The sequence below is a fragment of the Thiocapsa sp. UBA6158 genome, from assembly GCF_002423035.1.
Taxonomy (GTDB): domain Bacteria; phylum Pseudomonadota; class Gammaproteobacteria; order Chromatiales; family Chromatiaceae; genus Thiocapsa.
The window spans coordinates 22326-46216 of sequence record NZ_DIUM01000097.1; the positions used below are offsets into that span (position 1 = coordinate 22326).

The 23891-nt window shown below is 65.5% G+C and carries 19 protein-coding genes and 1 pseudogene; 13 read left to right on the forward strand and 7 right to left on the reverse strand.

Annotation, left to right across the window (positions count from 1 at the left end):
* Positions 1 to 145: 145 nt before the first annotated feature.
* Both B4N44_RS13500 and nikR read left to right on the forward strand, forming a co-directional pair.
* The gene (locus B4N44_RS13500) at positions 146 to 751 is read left to right on the forward strand and encodes a DUF2076 domain-containing protein (RefSeq protein WP_296701691.1); all 606 of its coding nucleotides are present in this window, start codon (positions 146 to 148) and stop codon (positions 749 to 751) included.
* Between the two features lie 94 nt (positions 752 to 845).
* The gene (gene nikR, locus B4N44_RS13505; protein ID WP_296701693.1) at positions 846 to 1283 is read left to right on the forward strand and encodes a nickel-responsive transcriptional regulator NikR; all 438 of its coding nucleotides are present in this window, start codon (positions 846 to 848) and stop codon (positions 1281 to 1283) included.
* 176 nt (positions 1284 to 1459) lie between these two features.
* Here the strand turns inward: nikR and B4N44_RS13510 are convergent, their stop codons facing one another.
* The 6 genes from B4N44_RS13510 to B4N44_RS13535 form a co-directional block, all read right to left on the reverse strand.
* Entirely contained in the window at positions 1460 to 2362 is a 903-nt protein-coding gene (locus tag B4N44_RS13510) for a transglutaminase family protein (protein WP_296701695.1), read from the reverse strand.
* Entirely contained in the window at positions 2359 to 3324 is a 966-nt protein-coding gene (locus B4N44_RS13515; RefSeq protein ID WP_296701696.1) for an alpha-E domain-containing protein, read from the reverse strand. The genes B4N44_RS13510 and B4N44_RS13515 overlap by 4 nt, the downstream gene beginning before the upstream one ends.
* Positions 3324 to 4796, reverse strand: a complete 1473-nt coding sequence (locus B4N44_RS13520) for a circularly permuted type 2 ATP-grasp protein (RefSeq protein WP_296701697.1) — start codon at positions 4794 to 4796, stop codon at positions 3324 to 3326. The genes B4N44_RS13515 and B4N44_RS13520 overlap by 1 nt, the downstream gene beginning before the upstream one ends.
* 213 nt (positions 4797 to 5009) lie before the next feature.
* Complete coding sequence (locus B4N44_RS13525) at positions 5010 to 5654, reverse strand: potassium channel family protein (protein WP_296701698.1); 645 nt, start codon at positions 5652 to 5654, stop codon at positions 5010 to 5012.
* A 144-nt stretch (positions 5655 to 5798) separates the two neighbouring features.
* On the reverse strand, positions 5799 to 7232 hold the full coding sequence (locus B4N44_RS13530; RefSeq protein ID WP_296701699.1) for a TrkH family potassium uptake protein: 1434 nt from the start codon (positions 7230 to 7232) through the stop codon (positions 5799 to 5801).
* A 3-nt stretch (positions 7233 to 7235) separates the two neighbouring features.
* Positions 7236 to 9059 (reverse strand): adenosylcobalamin-dependent ribonucleoside-diphosphate reductase, encoded by a 1824-nt coding sequence (locus B4N44_RS13535; protein WP_296701701.1) that lies wholly within the window; start codon positions 9057 to 9059, stop codon positions 7236 to 7238.
* 190 nt (positions 9060 to 9249) lie between these two features.
* Here B4N44_RS13535 and B4N44_RS13540 point away from each other — a divergent pair, with 190 nt between their 5' ends.
* The 8 genes from B4N44_RS13540 to B4N44_RS13575 all read left to right on the forward strand — a co-directional run bounded on the left by B4N44_RS13540 (position 9250) and on the right by B4N44_RS13575 (position 21572).
* Positions 9250 to 10455: a YiiX/YebB-like N1pC/P60 family cysteine hydrolase gene (locus tag B4N44_RS13540; RefSeq protein WP_296701703.1), complete on the forward strand. Its 1206-nt coding sequence runs from the start codon at positions 9250 to 9252 to the stop codon at positions 10453 to 10455.
* Position 10456: 1 nt separating this feature from the next.
* Positions 10457 to 12787 (forward strand): acyl-CoA dehydrogenase, encoded by a 2331-nt coding sequence (locus B4N44_RS13545; RefSeq protein WP_296701704.1) that lies wholly within the window; start codon positions 10457 to 10459, stop codon positions 12785 to 12787.
* 19 nt (positions 12788 to 12806) lie between these two features.
* Positions 12807 to 14120 (forward strand): acetyl-CoA C-acetyltransferase, encoded by a 1314-nt coding sequence (locus B4N44_RS13550; protein WP_296701706.1) that lies wholly within the window; start codon positions 12807 to 12809, stop codon positions 14118 to 14120.
* On the forward strand, positions 14117 to 16219 hold the full coding sequence (locus B4N44_RS13555; RefSeq protein ID WP_296701708.1) for a 3-hydroxyacyl-CoA dehydrogenase NAD-binding domain-containing protein: 2103 nt from the start codon (positions 14117 to 14119) through the stop codon (positions 16217 to 16219). The genes B4N44_RS13550 and B4N44_RS13555 overlap by 4 nt, the downstream gene beginning before the upstream one ends.
* Before the next feature lies 1 nt (position 16220).
* Entirely contained in the window at positions 16221 to 18074 is a 1854-nt protein-coding gene (locus B4N44_RS13560; RefSeq protein WP_296701710.1) for an AMP-dependent synthetase/ligase, read from the forward strand.
* Between the two features lie 290 nt (positions 18075 to 18364).
* Positions 18365 to 19072, forward strand: a complete 708-nt coding sequence (locus B4N44_RS13565; RefSeq protein ID WP_296701711.1) for a TIGR04283 family arsenosugar biosynthesis glycosyltransferase — start codon at positions 18365 to 18367, stop codon at positions 19070 to 19072.
* A 109-nt stretch (positions 19073 to 19181) separates the two neighbouring features.
* The gene (locus B4N44_RS13570; protein WP_296701713.1) at positions 19182 to 19469 is read left to right on the forward strand and encodes a hypothetical protein; all 288 of its coding nucleotides are present in this window, start codon (positions 19182 to 19184) and stop codon (positions 19467 to 19469) included.
* A gap of 711 nt (positions 19470 to 20180) precedes the next feature.
* Positions 20181 to 21572, forward strand: coding sequence for a DUF4139 domain-containing protein (locus B4N44_RS13575; protein ID WP_296701715.1), 1392 nt, complete (start codon positions 20181 to 20183; stop codon positions 21570 to 21572).
* Between the two features lie 130 nt (positions 21573 to 21702).
* On the opposite strand, the pseudogene B4N44_RS19965 reads toward B4N44_RS13575, so the two are convergent.
* Positions 21703 to 21912, reverse strand: a pseudogene (locus tag B4N44_RS19965) (type II toxin-antitoxin system PemK/MazF family toxin); the annotation flags it as partial.
* A 241-nt stretch (positions 21913 to 22153) separates the two neighbouring features.
* Here B4N44_RS19965 and B4N44_RS13585 point away from each other — a divergent pair.
* The 3 genes from B4N44_RS13585 to B4N44_RS13595 all read left to right on the forward strand — a co-directional run bounded on the left by B4N44_RS13585 (position 22154) and on the right by B4N44_RS13595 (position 23859).
* Positions 22154 to 22738 (forward strand): Uma2 family endonuclease, encoded by a 585-nt coding sequence (locus B4N44_RS13585; RefSeq protein ID WP_296701719.1) that lies wholly within the window; start codon positions 22154 to 22156, stop codon positions 22736 to 22738.
* A gap of 424 nt (positions 22739 to 23162) precedes the next feature.
* On the forward strand, positions 23163 to 23486 hold the full coding sequence (locus B4N44_RS13590) for a hypothetical protein (protein WP_296701720.1): 324 nt from the start codon (positions 23163 to 23165) through the stop codon (positions 23484 to 23486).
* A 31-nt stretch (positions 23487 to 23517) separates the two neighbouring features.
* Complete coding sequence (locus B4N44_RS13595; protein ID WP_296701722.1) at positions 23518 to 23859, forward strand: 3'-5' exonuclease; 342 nt, start codon at positions 23518 to 23520, stop codon at positions 23857 to 23859.
* The last annotated feature ends 32 nt before the right edge of the window (positions 23860 to 23891 follow it).

Consider the following 23891-nt stretch of genomic DNA (forward strand, 5'->3'; position numbering starts at 1 on the left):
CCTGCAGGCGTCTACCCGGGCCGACGGCGTCGGCAAGTCCCGCAGGGAAACGTCCGGCCGGCACCGCTATTGGAGTCTCGGTGCCCGACCGGATATCGTTGGTGTTTGGAGCCATTCGACCTGATCCACCCTTCGGAGCCGAGCCATGGACCACAACGACCAGATCCAAAACGAGCAGAGACTGAACGAGCAGCGGATCATCGACGACCTATTCGGCAAGTTGCGCCAGGCCGAACATCAGAGCGGACCGCGCGATGCGGCCGCTGAGCAGCAGATCGCCGCGGCGGTCGCGCATCAGCCCGCGGCGCCCTATTACATGGCCCAAGCGCTCCTGGTCCAGGAGCGGGCCATCGAGACGCTCGGCCAGCGGATGCAGGAGCTCGAGCAGGAGCTGGCGAGCCGACCGGCAGCGGGCGGATTCCTCGGCAACCTGTTCGGAGCACCGAACCCGCGTGCGGGTGCCCCGAGCCTTCCGGCCGGCGGACCCTTGGGGCGTGCGTTTCAGACGAGCGGCATGCAGTCCGGCCAAGCCAACCGGGCGGGCGGCGGTTTCCTGGGATCGGCACTGCAGACCGCGGTCGCGGTCGCAGGCGGTGTCATGATGGCCAACCTGCTGACCGGCCTCTTCAGCGCCGAGGAGGCACAGGCGGCAGAGGAACCTCTCGAGGATCCGGGGCTGGATTCGGATTACGACCCACAGATGATGGACGACGGCGATATGGGCGACTTCGACGGCTTCGATGACTTCTAAACCGCGCCGTCTCCAGCGGCCGTCAGATCCGCCGTGGCCGATCCCATCCGGAAACATCGCATACCGCGCTGGGCGCGGTTTATAGAGGCCCGATATGTCCACTGTCGAGGAGACCGTTCGCGAGGAGACCATTCGTTTCAGCGTCTCCCTTCCCCGCCCGTTGCTGGACGAGCTGGATCGACGCGTCGTCAAGAAGGGCTACGCCTCGCGCTCCGAGCTGGTGCGCGACCTGATCCGCGAGCGGATCGTGGAGGAGACCTGGGAGCGCGGCGACGTGGAGGTCGCAGGCGTGCTCACCATCGTCTACGACCATCATCAACGCGAGCTCACCCAGCACATCCTGGACATCCAGCATCGCCAGTACATCCACGTGGTCGCAACCACCCACGTGCACATGGACCATCACAACTGTCTGGAGACCATCATCATCCGCGGCATGCCGGCCGAGATCGAGCGGTTGAGTCTGGAGATCGGCGGGTTGCGGGGGGTGCGGTTCTCCGAGTTGACGCGGGCCTCGCGCGTCGAGAACTGAACCGCGTCCGGAGTGATCGGCGAGGATCAAGGGAACAACAATGATTCCGCTCTTTACGATGCGCTGGAGTTGACGCGGTTCAGGAGAAGAAAAGCAAAATTTCAAAAGACTTGAACCGCGTCGACGACGACGCCCTTTGGTCGGACGAGGCACGACAAATTCGAGATGTTTGCATATCACTCCGGACGCGGTTCAATTGGGGTGACGGCAAGGGTTTCTTCGAGCTCCGGCACCGAGCCGTCGCTGCGACAGGTCTGACGCAGCGGCTGCACGTCGCCGGCATCGCGCCCGACCGCCACCCGCATGTAGGTCGCATCCGCGAGTAGCCCCATGGCCGGGTCGACGCCGCGCCAGCCGCCGCCCGGGATCAGCACCTCGGCCCAGTGGTGGAGCCTCTGCTCGCGTGGCTGCGTACCCGGAGGATCTTCGTCGTCCGGATCGAAATAGCTCGCATCCAGATACCCGGAGACGAATCGCGCCGGGATGGACCACTGCCGCATCAGGGCAATCAAGAGGTGCGCCAGATCGGCGGCACAGCCGCGCCCCGCGTCGAACAGCCCGGGCAGTGCGGCAACCGGCAACTCGACCTCCGGGTCGAACGGCGTCACCGACTGAATCCATGCACTCGCCTCCTGCACCTGATCCAAGAGCGGTCGATCCTCGCGCAGGATCGGCACCCGGTGTCCGCAGATCTGCTCGGGCAGCACGGGGGTCAGTGGCCCTTGATGCAGGACGAAGTCCCAGAGGCGCGGCGCTTGATGGAGGGCCTCGTCGATCCAGGCCCGTTCGCGTGCCTGCGCAATCACCGGGAAATCAAAAGGATTGCTGCGCAGGGTCTCCACCTCCGCCCGCATCTTGAAGGCAAGCTCCCGGTGCGCCCCCATCACCGCGAAGTGATGCGAGAGGTTACCGAACCCGTCCCGACAGGCGGCGACGCCGGCGTCGGGTGCCACCGAGAGCTGGATTTGCAGGAGCGACTGACTCTCGTCGTCCCAAGGCGCCAGGCGGATCTGGACGTGGTGCTCGCGTGCCGGGGCCGCGAAGTGGATCCGGCAAACACGCTCGATCTGATATCTCACTGAGCATCATCCCCCAGGTGTGCCTCGAAGTAGTCGCTCTGCAGCGCCGTACCGAGATCGGCCAAGAGCCCCAGGAAATCGTCGAGATACTCATGCAGACCGAGATCCAGAATCCCTTGGGGCGTTGCGCCGTCGAGATGTCGACGCAGCGCCGAAAGACGCTCGGGCACAGCTCCGTCAGGCAAGCTCCCGATGCGCCCGAGCGCGCGCTCCATACCGTCCACGCAGTAGGCGAGCGATCGGGGGAAATCCGTGTCGAGCACCACAAACTCCACCACGTCGATCGGACGGATGCCGCCTTGATATCTGCGGCGATACGCCTCGAAACCGGAGAGCGACTTGAGCAGCGCGCCCCATTGGTAGTAGTCCAACGGCGAGCCGACGAGTGTGAGATCCGGCAACAGCAGGTGATAGCGTGTGTCCAGGATGCGCGCGGTCATGTCGGCGCGCTCCTGGAGGCTGCCGAGCGCCATGAAGCCGTAGGCCTGGCCGCGCATCATGGTGCTCTGGGTCAGACCGAAGAAGGCCGCGACCTGGCGATGGATGAAGGCGTAGAACTCGGCCGCACGCCAGGGCTGCAGCGTCGTCTTCAGATGCTTGTCCGCCGAGAGCCAGAGCTCGTTGAGCGCCTCCCACATCTCGCTCGAGATCCGATCGCGCACCACCCGCGCGTTCTCGCGCGCGAGCTTCAGACTGAGCAGGAGCGAACCCGGATTGTTGCGGTCCTGGGTAAGCAGATGGATGACGCGCTGCACCGTCACGCGCCCGTCGGGATGCAGCTCCTCGTAGAGCTCATCGGCACTCATGATGGTGAGCAAGGGACGCCACTGCATCTCCTCGGTCGCACCCTCGTCGGCCTCGAGCATGTAGACGACATTGATGTCCAGCACGCGCGCGGTGTTGTCCGCGCGCTCCAGGTGCCGGGTCATCCAATAGAGCGATTCAGCGATACGACTCAACATCAGTCGGCCAGCACCCAGGTGTCTTTACTGCCCCCGCCCTGCGAGGAATTCACGACCAAGGATCCCTTGGTCATGGCAACGCGGGTCAAGCCGCCCGGGACGACCTCGATATCGCTGCCGTAGATACTGAAGGGCCGCAGATCCAGATGGCGCGACTCCAGCTCGCCGTCGAGATAGCAGATGTGGCGCGAGAGCTGGATCACCGGCTGGGCGATGTAGTTGCGCGGATTCTCCTCGATCTTGCGGGCAAACTCGGCGCGCTGCGCGGTGGTGGACGAGGGTCCCATCAGCATCCCGTAGCCGCCGGATTCGGCGACCGCCTTGATGACCATCTTCTCCATGTTGTCGAGCACATACAGACGGTCCTGGTGATCGGTCATCTGGTAGGTCGGCACACTCGGCAGGATGGGTGATTCGCCGAGGTAGTAGCGGATGATGTCCGGGACATAGGCATACACCGCCTTGTCGTCGGCGATGCCCGCCCCCGGTGCGTTGGCCAAGGCGACATTGCCGGCCCGCCAAGCATTGATGATCCCGGCCACGCCCAGCTCGGAGTCCGACCGGAACACCAACGGGTCCAGGAAGTCGTCGTCGACGCGCCGATAGACGACATCGACCTGACGCAGGCCCTGCGTGGTCTTGAGATAGACCTTATCGTTCTTGCAGACCAGATCGCGCCCCTCGGCCAGCTCCACGCCCATCTCCTTAGCGAGAAAGGTGTGCTCGAAATAGGCCGAGTTGAAGATGCCGGGCGTGAGGACCACGATGGTCGCATCCTCGGCGCCGCGCGGCGAGAGATGACGCAGGGCCTGCAGCAGCAGCGCCGGATAGTGCTCGACCCGGCGGACCCGATAGCGTGCGAAGAACTCGGGCAGGATGCGCCGCTCCACGATCCGGTTCTCGATCATGTAGGACACACCGGAGGGCGTGCGCAGATTGTCCTCGAGCACCAGATAGCGACCGTCCTCGTCGCGGATCAGATCGACCCCACTGATGTGGGTATAGATGTCGTGCGGCGGGGTGATGTCCATGATCTCGCGCCGGAAGTCCTTGCCGCGGTAGATCAGCTCGGGCGGCACGACGCCGTCCTTGAGGATCCGCTGACCGTGATAGAGATCCTTCAGGAAGAGATTCAGGGCCCGGATGCGCTGTTTGAGTCCGGCTTCGATCTGCGCCCACTCGATGGCCGTGATGATGCGCGGGAGGATGTCGAAGGGCCAGACGCGCTCGATGCCCTCCTCGTCGTTGGCGTAGACGGTGAAGGTCACCCCTTCGGTGTGCAACGTCAGATGGGCATCGCGCGCCTTGGCACCGAGGATCTGCTGGCCGGTGGTTTGAATATGCTCCCACATCGGCAGGTAGTGATCGCGCGGCCGGAAGTCGTCCTGATAGAACTCATGGTAGGCCATCGCTTGTCCCGCGCGTTGCATCTGGATCTGACCGGCGCCGCCGGATTGGAATTGTCTAAGCATCTCCGTGAACCCCACAACATGGCCCATAACGGATGAAACTGTTCAAGAAACGCGCCAACATCGCCTTCGTCGCAAACCGACGCCAACCCCTTTATCCATAGGGGACTACTCCTTTGGAGTAATGACGTCGCGACAGCATGCTGCACCATCCAGGTGCACCCCGCCGGGATGGACCACAAAACCGGGCATCGCCGCACGACAATCGAGCGTGCCCTACTCGAAGCGCTGGCGGAGTGCTTTCAGACCGCGCGCCCGTGTCAGCAACACGACTTCGTCCCCGATATGCAGACGCATCTGCGGGTCGGCGAATTTCAGCTCCTCGCCGTTGCGATAGATGCAGATGGCCCGAGCGACATCCGGGATCGCCAACTCTTCGAGCACCGTCGCCGACGCCTCGTCGACCTTGAAGGAAAAGATGCGGGTGTCGCCGCGCAGGATGTCGGAGATGGCGATGATGTCCTGCCCCTCGGCCATGTCGGCGAGGTAGCGGCCGACGGTGTGCATCGGCACAAGCGAGTCGGCCAGACCCAACTCGGAGCAGATGTGCTCCAGATCCGGATCCTCGATCTTGGTTACGACCCGTCGGTAACCCAGGGAACGCGCCACCAGGCTGGCGATGATGTTGGACTGATCGTCATGGGTCAGGCAGAAGAGCAGATCGGTATTCTCGGGATCGGCCTCGCGCAGGATCGCCGGCCGGGTCCCGTCGCCGTGGAGGAAACCCACGTCGAGCTCGTCGCGAAACCGTTCGATCGTCGCCGGATCGCGCTCGACGATGACGACCTCGTGACCGCGCTCCACGAGCATGCGCCCGGTGAGCACGGCGAGGGTTCCGCTGCCGATGAAGACGAATCGCATCTCGAGTCCCTCGTTAAGGGGAAAGCCTCCAGCCGTCAGCCGTCAGCCGTTACTTTAGGTGATTTCCGGAAATCAGCATCCCGACTGCGCGGACGATTCGGCCGGAAGTAATGCCAACGGTCGTCGCGAAGCGGCGACCGCCGATCAAGGCTTATACCAAGTCCCCGGAAACAGCAGAACCAGCAAGGCAACGATCTCCAAGCGCCCCGCCAACATGTTCAGGCTCAGCAGCAGCTTGAGCCCGGGCTCGAGGTCGGGGCTGACGATCCCCACGGACAGGCCGACCGTCGCCGTGGCCGAGACCACCTCGAAGAGTGCGTCCAGCGCCGGATAGCCGGCGACGAGAAAGGTCATCCAGGACCCGAGCACCAGCAGAACGAACAGCAGAATCAGTACCAGGGCGTGCTCGATCTGGAGGCCGCCGAGGGGCCGGTCGCCGATCGCCGGCTGAACCACTGCATGACGCGGCAGTTGAACACGCATCACGGCGAGCTGGATCATGCGAATCAGGATCAGCAGGCGCAGGAGCTTGATGCCGCCGGCCGTCGAGCCGACACCGCCGCCGGTGGCCATCGAGAGGATCAGGACACCCTTGGCCGCCGGGTCCAGCGCGCTCGGATCCAGAGTCGCAAATCCGGTCGTCGTCTGAGCTGAGCCGGCCTGGAGCAGCGCATCCACCGGCGACAGGCCCCCGAGCCACCAGAGCAGAAAGGTCACCAGCGCAACGGCGATGATCAGTGCCCGAAGCTCGGGATCGGAGCCCAAGGAGACGGGGCCGGACCTCCAAGCCCGGTAATACAAAAAGAGCGGTAAGGCGCCGAGCAGCGACACGGCAAAGAGGGCGAAATGAGTGCCTCGCCCAAAGCCGGCCAGGCTGTCGGAGACACCGCCGAACCCCCCGGTCGAGATCGCGGCCAGCGTATGGATGAGGGCGTCGAAGGGCGGCAGATCCGTCGGCAGGACCAGCAGCAAGCCGGCGACCGTGAGCAGCACATAGATCGTAAAGGCACGCCGGGCGTGGATCCGCGTCCCTTCGGCCAAACTCTCCTCGTCCGCCCCGGCGTCGGCCAGACGACGCATGTCCTCGGTCCTCCCGAAGGCCAGGGCAAGGGACAAGACGACGATGCCCAAGCCGCCGAACCACTGCATCCAGGCACGCGTGAAGAGGAAGGCATCGGAACGGAACTCCGGGTTCGGAACCAGACTGAGACCGGTCGTGGTCACGCCGGAGACCGACTCGAACCAGGCGTCCAAAGGCGACAGACCTTCCGCGGTGAGCGGGTAGGTCATGAGCGCCGCCGCGACGATGAAGGTCAGTGCGGAGATCACCAGCGCCTCGTTGGCCTGCAAGGGTCGGTCGCTCGGACGGATCCGAGCACAAGCGCCGAGCGCCAAGGCCGGCAGCAGTGCGGCGAGCAGGATGCGCCGCGCCAGCTCCCAGTCGCCGGTCGCCGCCGCGAAGGCCAAGGGCACCGAGAAGAGCACCGCCAGAATCAGCGCAATCTGACCCAGATGATGCAGCACCATCGCCGGGCGAACCGGCTGCATCAGCGGCCTGACTGCGGGGTGGAAGGACATGACTCAGCCCCCCTCCCGCTCCGATCCGCAGCAGGGGCCGGATGCGTCGGGCGCCCGTCCTTCCATCACCTCGCTCAGGATCTCGCCGGTCACCGGGTTGGGCCTGAAGGTCGTGCAGCCCTTCAGACCGAGATCATAGGCACGTCGATAGAGCCGCTCGAACGACGCAAACGGGATTTGCGTCGGCACGTTGATGGTCTTGGAGATGGCGTTGTCGACATGGGGCTGAACGGCGGCCTGCATCGCCAGATGGTCCTCCGGCGTCACCTCGTGCGCGGCGACGAAGGCCGGCGGTCCGGGACGCCGACCGAAACGCTCGCGCCAGAGCCGTACGGCATAATCCTCGGCCCGATAGCGGTCCGATCGACCCGCGCCGGTACGGACTCGCCGATACTGCACCCGAGAGAAGACCGGCTCGATGCCGCTCGAGAGATTATTTGCGAGCAGGCTGACGGTCCCGGTCGGTGCAATCGCGGTGAGATGCGAGTTGCGGATCCCGCCCGAGGCGATCCCGGCTCGGATGTCCTCGGGCAACCGCCGCACGAAGGGCGCCGCCAGATAGGCCTCGCGCACCAGGTACGGAAACGGACCCTTTTCCACGGCAAGGGCAACCGAGGACCGGTAGGCCGCATGACAGACCGTGTGCATCGCTGCTTCCGCCCGACCGCGCGCGGCCGTGCTGTCGTAACGCAATCCCAACATGACGAGCGCGTCGGCCAGGCCCGTGATCCCCAGACCGATACGGCGACTCCCCCGCGCCTGCTCGGCCTGCTCGGGGAGCGGAAAGCGCGAGAGATCGATCACCGCATCCAACATTCGCGTCGCCACACCCGCCGCGTCGGCAAGGGCATCCAAGTCGAGCGACGCGGTCTCGTCGAAGGGTTCCCGCACGAAGGCGGTCAGATTGAGCGCGCCCAGATCGCAGGCGCCCCAACTCGGCAAGGGGATCTCGCCGCAGGGATTCGTGGCTCCGATGCGCTCGCGATAGGCGAGATTGTTCTCGGCGTTGATTCGATCGATGAAGAGCACGCCCGGCTCGGCCGTGTCGTAGTTGGCGCGCATGATACGCATCCAGAGCGCGCGCGCCGGCAGGGTGCGCAGAACCGCACAGGCGACAGGAGCATCACAGCCGGGCCAGACGCGGATTCTTCGACCTTGGAAGCGGGCACGATCCCGATGCGCCATCTGCTCGACGGGAAACACCAGCTCCCATGGCGCGTCCGCCGCCAACGCCCGCATGAAGTCATCCGTGACCAACACAGAGAGATTGAAGTTGCGCAGTGCCGTAGCGTCCCGCTTGGCATCGACGAAGCGCTCGATGTCCGGATGGTCGCAGCGCAACGTCCCCATCATCGCCCCGCGGCGTACCCCGGTCGAGAGCAGTGTCGCGCACATGCTGTCCCACAGGCCCATGAAGGACACCGGCCCCGAGGCCGTACCCCCGACCCGCTCCCCGCGCAGACCGGCGGGCCGCAGCGTGGAAAAGTCGCAACCCACGCCCCCGCCCTGCTGCATGGTCAGCGCCGCATCCCGCAGCGCCTCGAAGATGCCGGAGAGGTCGTCCGGGATCGGACCCATGACGAAGCAGTTGAACAGGGTCAGGTCCCGATCCACACCGGCCCCGGCGAGGATCCGCCCGCCCGGCAGAAACCGAAACCCCTTCAGCAGGTCCAGATACCGCGCCGCCCAAACCTTCCGCTCCACCGGCTCGACCGACGCCAGTGCGTGCGCAACCCGTTGCCGAGTCGCGTCGACATCGGCCTCGCCTTCGACCCGATAGCGGGTCTCCCAGACAAGACGCGAGAGTGTCGGGGGCCGGTCGTTCATATCCTTCAACGTCGCGAAACGCTTGGTTGCGGCATGCCTCGGTCGACGGCCGAATCTGGTTTCAAGACTGATCCAAGACTGGCACATCGGCCGGGTTTCGACTAGACCGCACCGACGACCTGGTCTGAAACATTCTCGGCGTCGCAAGGGTCTGACTCATTAACTCAGCTCGCTTGTCGGGTAAACCGCCATGACACGACTCCGCGCCCCCATCCGGGGATGGATGATCGGCTGGCTGACCAAGGAAGGTGAGCCGCACGAGGTCCCCTTGTGCGATTTCAAGCGCCTGAGCGAAGAACTTCAACCCGGTGATGTGGTCTTGGTCGAGGGGCGCACCCGGGTCGGCGGCATCATCAAGCTGATCACCCAAAGCGCCTGGACCCATGCCGCACTCTACCTCGGGCGCCTGCACGACATCGAAGACCGCACCCTGCGCAACCTCGTCGTGCAGCACTATCAACGCGACCACAGCGAGCAACTGCTGCTCGAGGCCCTGATCGGTCAAGGGACACGCATCTCCCCGCTGACCCGCTATGCCAAGGATCATCTGCGGATCTGTCGTCCGCACGGTCTCTCCCGAGGGGACGCACAACAGGTCATCGGGTACGCCATCCGTCGGCTCGGCAGCGACTACGACGTGCGCCAGTTGCTTGACCTCGCCCGTTTTTTCCTGCCTTGGGGCATCGTTCCGCGGCGCTGGCGCTCGAGCCTCTTCCAGGTCAACGCGGGCGGCGTGACCCGAACGGTCTGCGCCGGTTTAATCGCCGAGTCATTCGGCGCGGTGGATTTTCCGATCCTGCCCTTCATCGATCGACACGCCGACGGCACCCTGCGTTTCTTCCAGCGCAACCCGCGTCTCTTCACGCCGCGCGACTTCGACTACTCGCCCTATTTCGACATCATCAAGTATCCCTTCCTCGGGATCGACGAGATCGGCCTCTATCGCCGCTTGCCCTGGTGCAGAACACAGGTGCTCCTGAGCGACCGAAGCCGCTCCTACCGCGCCGCCGTAAGTGCCGCCCGGATGACCGATCACGCCGGCCGGACGTCGACCGGCGCTCTGCCTTGCGGGTGCTCGGAGACGGTCCCGTCGCGTGCCGACATACCTTTGACCCACGCAGTTGCGACGGTCACGCCGGCAGTGGCTGTGCCGGACCCGATGTGGCAGCGCCTGATGGGCCAGCTGTCCATCGATCGCCGATCCTTGCTCGCCAGCCCGACATCAGGAGCGTTCTTGGCGCAATTGCGGTTCCGGCGACCGGGTTCGCACCCGGGATCGGGATCGACGTCGCTGCCGCGATCTGACGCTGTCATCGAGAAAACAGGCCCCGAACCGACCACACCGGGCTTCGGAATGGCTCGGTCCAAGAAGGCCATCTCGACGGAGGGCTCCTGACATGACCATCCCGCTTATCGCGTTCGGCACCTTTGCCGCGACACTCGCTGCGGTCACCTTCATCGCCCCGCTCCGCCGGTCCCTGATCACCCGACACCTGTTGAAACAATTCCGGCGCGTCATGCCGGCCATGTCCCGCACCGAGCAGGAGGCGTTGGAGGTCGGCGGCACCTGGTGGGATGCCGAGCTTTTTTCGGGCCGTCCCGAGTGGTCGCGCCTGCGCAACCTGCCTCCGGCCCGCTTGAGCCCCGCCGAGCAGGCGTTTCTGGACGGCCCGGTCGAGCAGCTCTGTCGGATGCTCGACGACTGGCGCATCACCCACGAGGACATGGACCTGCCGCCCGAGGTCTGGTCCTTCATCCGGCGCGAGCGTCTCTTCGGACTCGTCATCCCGACCCGCTACGGCGGACTCGGCTTCTCCCCGCTGGCCCACTCCGAGATCGTCATGAAGCTCGCCAGCCGCAGCATCACCGCCGCGGTGACCGTGATGGTGCCCAACAGCCTGGGGCCGGCCGAGCTGCTGCTGCGCTACGGCACCCAGGCCCAGCGTGACCGCTGGCTCCCGCGCCTGGCCAGCGGCGATGAGATCCCCTGCTTCGCATTGACCGGCCCAAAGGCCGGCAGCGACGCGGCCTCGACGCCGGACATCGGGGTCGTGTGCCGCGGCGTCTTCAAGGGCCGCCCCACGCTCGGGATCCGGATCGATTTCGACAAACGCTACATCACCCTGGGACCGGTCGCGACGCTGATCGGACTGGCCTTCCGCTTGACCGACCCGGACCGGCTGCTCGGCGACGATCCGCAACCCGGCCTCACCCTCGCCCTGATCCCAGGCGACACGCCCGGCATCGAGCGCGGGCGCCGCCACCTGCCGCTCGGCATCCCCTTCCAGAACGGACCCTTGGTCGGGCGCGGTGTCTTCATCCCGGTCGATTGGGTCATCGGCGGCCGAGACGGGATCGGCAAGGGCTGGCGGATGCTCATGGAGTCGCTCTCGGAGGGTCGCGGTATCTCCCTGCCGGCGCTCTCTGCAGGCGGCGGCAAACTGGCGTCCCGCTATACCGGGGCCTATGCCCGGATACGCACGCAATTCGGCCGGTCGATCGGTGATTTCGAAGGGGTCGAGGCCGCACTCGCACGCATCGCCGGGCGGACCTATCAGATGGACGCCGCGCACCGAGTCTTTCTCGCCGCGCTGCAGGCCGGCGAGCATCCGGCCGTGCTCTCGGCGGTGCTTAAGTACCAGCTCACCGAAGCCTATCGGCAAGTCATCAACGACGCCATGGACGTACAAGGCGGCAGCGGGATCTGTCTCGGGCCCGCCAATCCGCTCGGGCGGGTCTATCAGGCGATACCGATCGGCATCACGGTCGAGGGCGCGAACATCTTGACCCGCAATCTGATCGTCTTCGGTCAGGGCGCCTTGCGATGTCATCCGCATGTGCTCGAAGAGTTCAGCGCCGCGGGAGATCCGGATCCGGTGCGTGCGCTGGACCGATTCGATGCAGCCATCGCCGGACACGTCGGCTTCCTGACCCGCAACCTCTTACGGACCCTGCGGGATGGACTTTCCGGCGGACGTCTCGCCGCACGGCCGGTCGAAGGCTGGTTGGGTCGCCAGTATCAGCGCCTGGACTGGCTGAGCAGCGTCTTTGCCCTCAACGCGGACCTCGCCATGATGACCTTGGGCGGGAGCCTGAAACGGCGCGAGCGTCTCTCCGCGCGGCTCGGCGACATCCTGAGCCTGTTGTTCATGGCCTCCTGCACGCTCAAACACCACGAGGACCAAGGCCGACCAGAGGCCGACCGGGATCTGGTCGAGTGGGCCATGGCGGACCACCTGACCCGCATCCAGGAGGCGCTGCTCGCGCTCTGGCGGAACTTCCCCCGACGTAGTCTTGCGCGAGGCTTGCGGCTCATCAGCTTCCCGACCGGCCTGCCCTTCGAGGGGCCGAGCGACGCGTTGGAGCATCGTGTGGCCCGCCTGATCATGGAGCCGGGCGCGGCGCGAGATCGCCTGACGGCGGGCATCTTCGAAAGCCGCGACCCGAGCTTGGCCGTCGGTCGAATCGAGCTGGCCTTGGCGGCCGCGACGCACGCGGACGAGGTCCGACGTGTCCTGCGTGCGGCCGTTCGACAAGGCCGCTTGGCCGATCACGACGACCCGACGCGGCTTCGTGAAGCGGTCGCGGCCCGACTGATCACTGCAGAAGACGCGGCAGCGGTTCGCGAGGCGGAGCAGCTTCGCGATGCCGTCATCGGGGTCGACAGTTTTGTCGAGCTCCGGCCACGGCAGCGGCGGATTCAGGATGAGTCGAGAGCAGCGGCCTAAACTCCGACTGGAGGACGCGATGAACCAACACACACGCCCGCACACCCGGCCGGTCTATCTGGTCGACGGCTGCCGCACACCCTGTCTGAAGGCGCGCGGGACCCCCGGACCCTTCACGGCGGCGGATCTCGCAGTGGGCGCCGGTCGTCCGCTCCTGCTGCGCCAGCCCTTCAGGCCGGAGGTGATCGACGAGGTCATCCTGGGATGCGTGATGCCGAGCCCGGAGGAGATGAATATCGCCCGCATCGCCGCACTTCGCCTGGGTTGCAGCAAGCGCACCCCGGCCTGGACGGTCCAGCGCAACTGCGCCTCCGGACTTCAGGCACTGGACAGTGCCGCGCAGTCGATCGGCGCGGGGCGCGCGGATCTGGTCCTCGCCGGCGGCACCGAGGCCATGAGCCATGCCCCGGTCTTGTTCGGGCGCGCCCTCGTCGAGTGGCTGGGGCGCTGGTCACGCGCCCGCAGCTTCGCAACCCGCGGACGGATGCTGACGCAATTGCGGCCGCAGGACCTGGCCCCCGTCATCGGCCTGCTCAAGGGCCTCACCGACCCCATCGTCGGGCTTTCGATGGGGCAGACCGCCGAACATCTCGCCTGGCGGTTCGGGATCGATCGCCAGGCGATGGATCGGTTCGCGCTGCGCAGCCATCAGCGCCTGGGAACCGCAATGTCCGACCATGTCTTCTCCGCCGAGATCACGCCGCTCATCGCGCCCGACGGGACTGCCTATACTCACGATGAAGGCTATCGCGCCGATTCGGATCTCGCACAGCTCGGTGCACTGCGCCCGGTCTTCGACCGACCCACGGGTGCGGTCACCGCAGGCAACAGCGCACAGGTCACGGACGGTGCCGCGCTGCTCCTGCTGGCCTCCGAGGAGGCGGTGGAGCGTTGGGGTCTGACAGTGCTCGCGCAGCTCGTCGATACCGAGTGGGCCGCGCTCGACCCGACCGAGATGGGTCTCGGGCCGGTCCACGCCATGGCCCCGCTGCTGCGTCGTCAGGGGCTCGCGACCGGCGACATCGATGTCTTCGAGATCAACGAAGCCTTCGCCGCGCAGGTGCTCGCCTGCCAGGAGGCCTGGTCGGACCGCCACTATCGCGAAGAGGTTCTGGGTGACGAGCCCGACCAGCCGATCCCGGACGATGCCCTGAATCCCGAAGGCGGCGCCATCGCCATCGGCCACCCTGTCGGTGCCAGCGGTGCACGCCTGGTCCTGCATCTGGCGCTGTCCATGAAACGTCGAGGGCTGGCCCTGGGCGTTGCGAGTCTTTGTATCGGGGGCGGTCAGGGCGGGGCCCTGCTGCTGAGAACCGAAGGAGGTACGCCATGAAGACGCTCTGGACGCTCGCGCAAGACGCCACCGACGGGCTCTGCAGGCTCGGGATCGACGACCCGTCGCATGCCGTCAACCTGCTCTCGGTCGCTGCACTCGATGAGCTGGACGCCTGCATCACCCAAGTCGAAAACGGACTCGAGAACGGACTGGAAACCGGCATTGCCTCGGGACCCCGCGCGCACCCGATCACCGGACTCATCATTCATTCGCGCAAGGCGAAGGGGTTCATCGCCGGCGCGGATGTCGACGAATTCGATAGACTCGCCGATCCGGCCCAAGCCGAGCGCCACATCCGCCGAGTCCACGCCTTACTCGCCCGCATCGAGGATCTGCCGATCCCGACGCTTGCGCTGATTCACGGCGTCTGTCTGGGCGGCGGTCTGGAGCTGGCACTCGCCTGTCGCTACCGCATCGCGAGCGACGACCCATCGACCAAGCTCGGCTTCCCCGAGGTGCGACTCGGGATCTTCCCGGGCTACGGCGGCACCTGGCGCGCGATCCGAACGCTTGGCCCCGTCGCGGCCATCCAGGCCATGTTGACCGGAAAAACCTACTCGGCCCGCCAAGCCCAACGGATGGGTCTGGTCGATCGAGTCCTACCACAACGTCAGTTGGAGACAGGCGCTCGCGATTTGATTCGCGCCGCACCCCTACCAAGCCGGGCGAACTTTTCGCAGCGTCTGCCCAATCTTCCGCCGGTGCGCGGCTGGGTCGCGCAACGGATGACCCGCCGAACGGCGGCCAAGATGAGGCAGGAGCATTACCCTGCCCCCTTCGCTCTGATCGAGCACTGGCGCGCCAACGGCGAAAACGCACGGGGTCTGCTCGACGGCGAGGCCCGACGCGTGCCCGAGCTTCTGCTCGGCGAGTCCTCGACGAACCTGCGGCGCGTTTTCCATCTCCAGGAGCGGCTCAAGGCCCTGTCCGGCGGGGAGGTCCCGCGTCCCGACCGGGTCCATGTCGTCGGGGCCGGAGTGATGGGCGGCGACATCGCGGCCTGGTGCGCACTCAGCGGTCTGACGGTAACCCTGCAGGACCTCTCGCTCGATCAGATCGGACGAGCCATGAAGCGCGCCCATCGCCTCTTCGAGCAACGCCTGCGCGATCCACGGCTGGTCCGCACAGCCTGGGACCGGCTGATCCCGGACCCGGACGGCGAGGGTCTGCGACGCACCGACCTCGTCATCGAGGCGGTCGCGGAGCAGGCGGAGCTCAAGCAGCGTCTGTTCGCCGAGATGGAGACGCGCGTCCCCGAGCATGCCTTGCTCGCCACCAATACCTCGAGCATCCCGCTCGAGCGCATCGGCGAGGGTCTTCGGGATCCGGGGCGTCTCATCGGCCTGCACTTCTTCAACCCGGTCGCGCGGATGCAGCTCGTGGAGGTCGTCCGGGGCACCTCGACACGATCCGAGTCGGTTCAGCGCGGGCTCGCGGCGGTCCGCGCACTCGACCGGCTCCCGCTGCCGGTGCGCAGTCGTCCGGGATTTCTGGTCAACCGTGTCCTCATGCCCTATCTGCTGGAGGCCGTCGACCTGCTCGACGAGGGTGTCTCCATGGCCGCCATCGACCGAGCCGCGGTCGACTACGGGATGCCCATGGGGCCGCTGGCGCTCGCCGATACAGTCGGGCTCGACATCTGTCTGGCCGTCGCCGACACGCTCGGCCCCGCCCTGACAGCCCCGGAAGAGACGCCGGAACGTCTGCGCCGAATGGTTTCGGAGGGCCGACTCGGCCGCAAGAGCGGACAGGGTTTCTATGCCTATCAAGGGGAACGCGCGATGCCGCAAGCCGTGCCGCGCGGCGAACGGCCGCCGGAGGATCTCACCGAGCGGCTGATCTTCCGCCTGCTCAACGAGTGTGTCGCCTGTCTACGCGAAGGGGTCGTCGAGGACCCGGACCTACTCGACGCCGGGGTCGTCTTCGGCACCGGCTTCGCCCCCCATCGCGGCGGCCCGCTCCACGAGATCGCCCAAGGCGGCTGGGAGCGCATGCGCGAGCGTCTCGATGCGCTCCAACGCGACCATGGTCGTCACTTCAGACCGGATCGGGGCTGGCAGTTGACACCGGCCGGGCTCTATCCAGGAGGACACTGACATGCTGCTGTTCGACCAAACCGCAACGACAGGCGTCTCGACCCGCCTGTTCGATCTTATCTCGACCGAGGAGGCGGTCAGCCTCTGCGGACTGTTGCTCGAACGTGTCGCACGCACGCCGGATGCGGTCGCCTACGTTCAGTTCGACGAGAAAAGCCAGACCTGGCTCGAGACCACTTGGCGCGACACCGCCCGCCTGGTCGCGCATTGGCAGGCGGCCTTGATGCGCGAAGGTCTTTCGCCCGGCGAGCGTGTGGCCCTCATGATGCGCAATCGGCGCGAATGGGTCGCCTTCGATCTGGCCGCGCTCGGGCTGGGCCTGGTCACGGTGCCGCTCTATCCCGACGACCGCGCGGAGGCGGTCCGGCACATCCTCGAAGATGCAGGCGTTCGACTCCTGCTGCTCGAGACCGCCGAGCAACGTACCAAGTTGTCGACGATCGACACGACGCTCGCCGGGATGAAGCGTCTGCTGGTTCTCGAGCCGGCCGAGACGGCACTACCCGAGGGCTCGCGCGCGGCGACCGAGTGGCTCGGCGAGGCGCTGACACCGGTCGATCATCGCCCCGTCGATCGGGTCGACAACCCCGACGCCCTGGCGACCATCGTCTATACCTCCGGCACCACCGGGCATCCCAAAGGCGTGATGCTCAGCCATCGCAACATCCTCTGGAACGCCGAGGCATCGCTCAAGCTCATCCCGGCACGACCCGAAGACCGCTTCCTGTCCTTCCTGCCGCTCTCGCATACGCTCGAGCGGACCGCCGGCTATGTCCTGCCGATCATGGCCGGCAGCAGCGTCGCCTTTGCCCGGTCGATCCCGCAATTGGCCGAGGATCTGCTGCAGATCCAACCGACCGTCATGATCGCGGTCCCACGGATCTTCGAGCGCGTTCATGCCCGACTGCGTGAACGGCTCGACGGCGAATCCGCACTCAAGCGCCGGCTGTTCGAACATGCGGCGAGCATCGGCTGGGATCGCTTCGAGCACAGCCAGGGTCGGGCGAGCTGGCACCCGCGTCTGTTGGTGGCCCCGCTGCTCGATCACTTGGTCGGAGCGAAGATCCGCGCACGCTTCGGCGGGCGGCTGCGGGTTGCGGTCTGCGGCGGCGCACCCTTGGCCCCGGACATCGCACGGGTCTTCATCGCGCTCGGCGTCCCGCTCGTGCAGGGCTACGGACTCACCGAGACCAGCCCCGTCATCAGCGTCAGCCCGCTCGAGGACAACATCCCCGAAAGCGTCGGCCGGCCGCTGCCCGGACTCGAGTACCGCATCGGCGAGCTCGACGAGCTGATCGTGCGCTCGCCCGGCGTCATGTCGGGCTACTGGAACCAGCCGCAAGCGACGGCGGAGGTCCTCGACCGCGAGGGGTGGCTCAAGACCGGCGACCAGGTGCGCGTGCAGGACGGTCACCTCTTCATCACCGGGCGCATCAAGGACATCCTGGTGCTCGCCAACGGCGAGAAGGTCCCGCCGGCGGATATCGAGATGGCCATCTCGGGCGACCCGCTCTTCGAGCAGGTCCTGGTCATCGGCGAGGGACGCCCCTTCCTGAGCGCGCTCGTGGTGCTGAACCCGGATGTCTACACCGAGATGGCGAAGGCCGAAGGACTGCCGAGCGACCCCATGGTCGCCGATGCCGACGGACGACTCGAGCCCGTCCTGCACGGCAGGATCGAGGGCCGGCTCACCGGCTTCCCGGGTCATGCGAAGATCCGCCGCGTGGCCTTGGCCGCCTGCCCCTGGTCTATCGAGAATGACCGTATGACGCCCACCATGAAGCTCAAGAGGGCCAAGATCCTGGCCGATTATCGAGAGGCGCTCACCCGGCTCTATGTCGGGCATGAGCATTGAGGCAACATGGACGACCTGTAGGGGCGAATTCAGTCGCCCCTACAGGCCCGTAGATCCTTTCCCGGAAGACGATGGGCTTGGGCGAGATCGGCCCCGGCGGATTTGACGGTCGCTGGAGACGGCGCGGCTTAAGAGACTAAAAATGATAAAATTTTAAATCGCGTCCCCGCTCAGGGCCGTGGATGCACCAAACATCGAACTCAATCGAAAGCGAGCATCTCGCTCTGGACGCGTTTCAGCATGAACCCTTGGCCGACACAGCCGAGTGCAACGACCGAGGCGTTTCTCGAATGGTGCGTCAACCTGCGCTTATCTCCGTCGTTATCCCGACCCTCAACGAGGCCCGAGGCATCGTCGCGCTCCTGAATGAGATCGCGCCCGTCCGCGCGGCCGGCGGCGAGATCCTGGTCGTCGACGGGCACAGTCCGGACGGCACGGCCGGTATCGCCGCACCCCATGCCGACCGCGTTCTCAGTGCGCCGCGCGGCCGCGCCGCCCAGATGAACGCCGGCGCCACGGCGTCCCGCGGCAATCTCCTCGTCTTTCTGCACGCCGACACGCGAGCACCGATCGAGACACTGCTCCGACTTCCGGACCTGCTCGCGCGCAGCGGGCGATCCTGGGGCCGCTTCGACGTGCGGATCGAGGGCCGCCATCCACTCCTCCAACTCGTCGCCTGGAGCATGAACCAACGCTCGCGTCTTACCGGGATCGCTACCGGAGATCAGGCAATCTTCGTGGACCGAGCCCTGTTCGAGCAGATCGGCGGTTATCCCGAGATCGCCTTGATGGAAGACATCGCATTCTCGCGTCGACTCAAGCGCCACGGGCCACCGCTGTGTGTGCGCGATCGCGTCGTCACCTCGGGGCGGCGCTGGGAGAGCCAGGGTGTCGTGCGCACGATCCTGCTCATGTGGTCGTTGCGACTGGTCTATGCACTCGGCGCCCATCCGGACAGGCTTTCGCGCGCCTACGGGCATCGCACTCGGCCGGATTGATCCGACCCGACGGTCTCGCCGGACGCGGTTGCTTTCGGCAGCGGGACACGGAATACTCCGACCCGCAATCCGCGCATTCCTTAATGAGATCCCGATGGAGGAAACGGCAATGATCGACCGCAAAGTTTACATTGAAAAAATGAAGGCCAAGATGGACGAGTGGGACGCAGACATGGAAAAACTGCAGGCCAAGACCGAGAGTGCCCAGGCCGACATGAAGCTGCAATATCAGGAGCAGATGGAGCGGCTGAGACAACAACAGGACGAAGCCCGCGAGATGCTGAGCAAGATGACAAACGCGAGCGAAGCGGCCTGGGAAGACATGCGCAAGGGCATGGAGAGCGCGTGGGACGCCACGAGCAAGGCATTCATGGACGCCTTCTCGCGCTTCAAGTAGCCCGAGAAATCGCCTTCGGCGGCTTCGTTCATCCGACCGGCCGGACGCTGTGCCAGCGATCGTCGCGAAGCGGCCACACCCCGGGGCCAGGGATCGACGACTTGCAGTCGTCCTCTTCCGCCGACCCGACGGCAACCGGGTCGGGCTCAACCCCAAGATCCCGGAAACCGCGCCGAACCAGCTTTGGCCGGACAGATGAACGAGGCGCCGTTGACCGCTGAATGGGCGCACGGCGATGCGGTTTGGGTCCGTGTTTCGGGACACGGACTACGCAGCACCATCCTAAAGGATTGGGAACCACCGCCAGTATGAAGACGTTCGTCTGTCAGTCTTGCGATCAACCGGCCTTCTTCGAAAACATCCAATACGCGGCAACAGAATCCCGCGCAGGGCGTCGGCTTCGATTTCCTCGACAGCGAAGACGCACCGCCCGATCAACCGGCCACGCCTCGGGGCTCATCACCATCACGATCGACAGCCTGAATCGCAGCATGGGTCAGCAAGACCCTTACCCCTTCGTCCTGCCTCAGACGGCTATCGACAAGATGGCCTAGGTCCACAGGACGATCCGCGCGGCAGCCAAACAGTCCTAGCCGACTGCCGCCGAGCACCGATCACGACGAGCACATCATGCCTTCGACACCATCTCTTTTCGAACCCCATCGTTCACACTCGACCGCCCGCCTACTCGCCGGCATCGCGGCGAGTCTCATGCTGTACGCCACAATCGGAGCTGCCGTGGATCAGGAACAACGCATCGACGAAAACGCCCAAGAGGCGCTCGCGGTCACCATCTACAACGCCGATCTCGCCTTGGTAAAGGACCGCCGACGCGTCGCCCTGCACGCGACCGAGAACCGTCTCGCGTGGCGCAACGTCTCGCAGCGAATCCGACCCGAGACTGCCCTGCTCGCCGAGACCTCGGGGACACTGTCGGTCAACCTGCTGGAGCAGAATTTCGACTTCGATCTGCTGACGCCCGAAAGCCTGCTTCAAAAATATGTCGGGCGCACCGTACAGGTGATCCGCATCAACGACTCGGGAGAGCAAGAGATCGAGGACGCCATTGTTCTCGCCGCCAATCCCGCGCCGGTCCTGCGCTATGCCGATCGAATCGAGACCACGGTCGTCGGTCATCTCGCCTTCCCGGACGTGCCGGAGGACCTGCGCGATCAGCCCACACTCGTTCTGCATCTGAATGCCGCAAGCGGCGGCGAAGGTCTATTCGAGTTGTCCTATCTCACCGGCGGGCTCGCCTGGAAGGCGGACTATGTCGCCGACCTCTCCGCCGACAGCACGACGATGGACCTCAACGGATGGGTTACCCTGACCAACCAGAGCGGCATCGCCTATCGCGACGCCCAAGTGCAGTTGGTGGCAGGCGAGGTCAATCAAGTCGAGGAGGAGATGGCCATGCCCATGATGGCTCGCGGCATGGTGATGGATGCCGCGCCCCCGATGCCGACCGAGGAGAGTCTGGACGAGTACCATCTCTACACCCTGCCCCGCCCCACCGACATCCTCAACAACCAGACCAAGCAGGTCGCGCTGCTGAGCGCACCGCGGGTCCCGGTCACACGCGAGCTGGTCGTGAGCGGCCAACCCTATGCCTATCAGTCCCGCACCTCCGACGGCTGGACCAAGCTGCCGGTTGCCGCCACGCTGCGCTTTGAAAACAAGGACGGCAGCCTCGGCATTCCGCTTCCGAAAGGGATCATGCGCGTCTACGCCAAGGACAGCCGAGGCAACGCCCAGTTCGTCGGCGAAGACGCCGTCGACCATACCCCGAAGAACGAGACCGTCACGCTCAAGCTCGGCGAGAGCTTCGACGTGACCGCACGGCGCCGCCAGACCGAGTTCAAGAAGCTCGCCGGCACCACGGCCTACGATTACGCCTACGAGACCGCGTTCGAGCTGGAGCTGAAGAACGCCAAGGACGTCCCGGTCACCGTCAAGGTCACCGAGCAGATCCCGGGCGACTGGACGATGCAGAAGGAGAGTCAACCGCACACCAAGGAGGCATCGAACCTCGCCTCCTGGACGCTGGAGGTTCCCGCCGAGGGCTCGACCATCCTGAGTTGGCGGGTGCAGGTCAGGTTCTGAGGTCGGAGACGCGTCGGTTCCGTGTCATCACACCCTGCCCGAGCCGGGCAGGAGTGCGCCGATGATCTCTCGCGCACAAACCCAGCCACGTCGCTGATCGGATCTGCAGGGTCAACAAGCGCCGAAGGGTCGGATGTGATGCGCCGCTGCGCAGACGCCAATCGAAGGATTTGCGCTGGTGGCAGAGAACGTCACTGGTTTGCCCGGCCGCGCCGACCGCTACGGCAAAGGGGTTGTCGGCTTTATAGGCGGCGCTGGTCATGGGCAGGCTGATGACCAGCGAAGTCCGTTCGTTGAAGACCTTGGGCGAGAGCACCAGAAAGGGATGAACATCCCGCATTTCCTGCCCGCGCTGAGGATTACAGTCGATAAGGGATCGGGTTCCGTTTGACGAAGTCTTGTACGAGGTTCAGGCAATAGGAAAGTCCACGGCAACGGACCCCAACAGCGGCCCACGGGCTCAGCACATGCCGTGACCCGCGATTGCTCTCACCAACCAGCGCGGGCCGCCCTTGTCTCCCTCCCGCCGACCGGCTAACCTCGAGCCCATCGCCGGTCAACGAGCCCAGAGCGAAGCCGTCATGCATGCCAATGCCTTGCCACCCCCGCATCCGCATCGTGTCACCACGCAGGAGTTCTTCCGCATGGGCGAGGCCGGCGTGCTGGACCCGGAGGCCAGGATCGAGCTGATCGAAGGAGAGATGATCGACATGCCGCCGATCGCACCGCCTCACGCCGGTCGCACCTCGCGGCTGACCCTGCTGCTCATCGAGGCCATCGGCCGGCGGGCCGTCGTCTCCACCCAGAATCCGATCCTCCTCGGTGATCTCAGCGCACCTCAGCCCGACATCGCGATCCTCAAGCCGCGAGACGACTTTTACAGCTCGGAACATCCGCAGGCCGAAGATGTGCTTCTGGTCATCGAGGTCGCCGACAGCAGCGTCCGCTACGACCGCACGCGGAAACTACCGCTGTACGCCAGCTACGGCATTCCCGAGGTCTGGCTCATCGACATCCCGGCGCGCGCCATCTGGGTCCACCGCGCCCCCGAGAACGGCACCTACCGAAGTTCCTACCCGCTCGCCCCGCCGTATCGGATCAGCCCATCGATGCTCGACGGCGCGGAACTGGAGCTTGGCACACTGGTGAACGACGGTGGGGTGTGAAGATGAGGCGCGCGCGAGGTTGGCGATTTGCGATGATGTCCGCCGCGCACCATCCACCGGGTGGCCTCGATCATCCCTTCGCCCACATCGGCCGCCAAATGCGTAGTCAGGCCATCCTGGCCTGACAGAATCAGGGCTGGAAGCCCTGACGACGCAGGGACCGCAAGGCAGTTGGACCAAACGATGATCAAGGCCCACCGGGTCAACTTGAGTCTTCCGCCAAGGGACGGATGACCCCGCTCTTGCCTATACTGGAGGGCAAGACAATACCCTGGCGTGTGGATGCGGTGGTGATGCCGACCCCGGCCGGGCAGATCAATGCCCGTACCGTGGACGTCACCGGTTGAGCTGCAGGCACCTGACCGGCGGTCAATCCACCCGGCTCAGACACAACTCGACCCTGATCCGCTCCTGGAGATCGCCCGTGTCCATCCTCTCTCTGCCCCCGCAGAAGCAACTGACCACCATGCTTGGCCATCCGGCCGCCGAGAACCCCATCGACCGCATGTTTGACGCCGTCTACGCCCACCACGGCCTTCATTGGCAATTCTGGAAATGCGACCTCCCCACGCAAGACCTGTTGCCGACGGCCATTGCCGGGGTCCGTGCGCTGGGATTCGCAGGGGCCTGCATCACCGTGCCTTACAAGATGGCGTCCATCCGTAAGCGTCCAGACGCCCGCGGAGGAGGCCGGCGCGGTTGCCGCCTGGATCGCCGAGCACATCGCCGAATCCGTCGAACCGCATGACATCGCCATCTTCGTCCGCTCCGAGGCCGAGTTGGAGCGTGCGGGTGCAGCGGTTACCAAGACGGGACTGCCGGCCAAGATTTTGGACCAGCATGTCGAAACGGACCAAGGGCATCTCTCCATCGCCACCATGCACCTCGCAAAGGGACTGGAGTTTCGCGCGGTCGCCGTCATGGCCTGCGACGACGAGGTCATCCCCTCGCAGTCGCGCATCGAAACCGTCACCGACGACAGCGATCTCGCGGAGGTCTACAACAGCGAGCGCCACCTGCTCTACGTCGCCTGCACACGGGCACGCGATCACCTCTTCGTCAGCGGCGTTGCGCCGGCGTCCGAGTTCCTCGACGACCTGTTGATTCCGCAGCATGGGTGAAGGATGCTGAAAACAAAGGCTCACAGATCTCG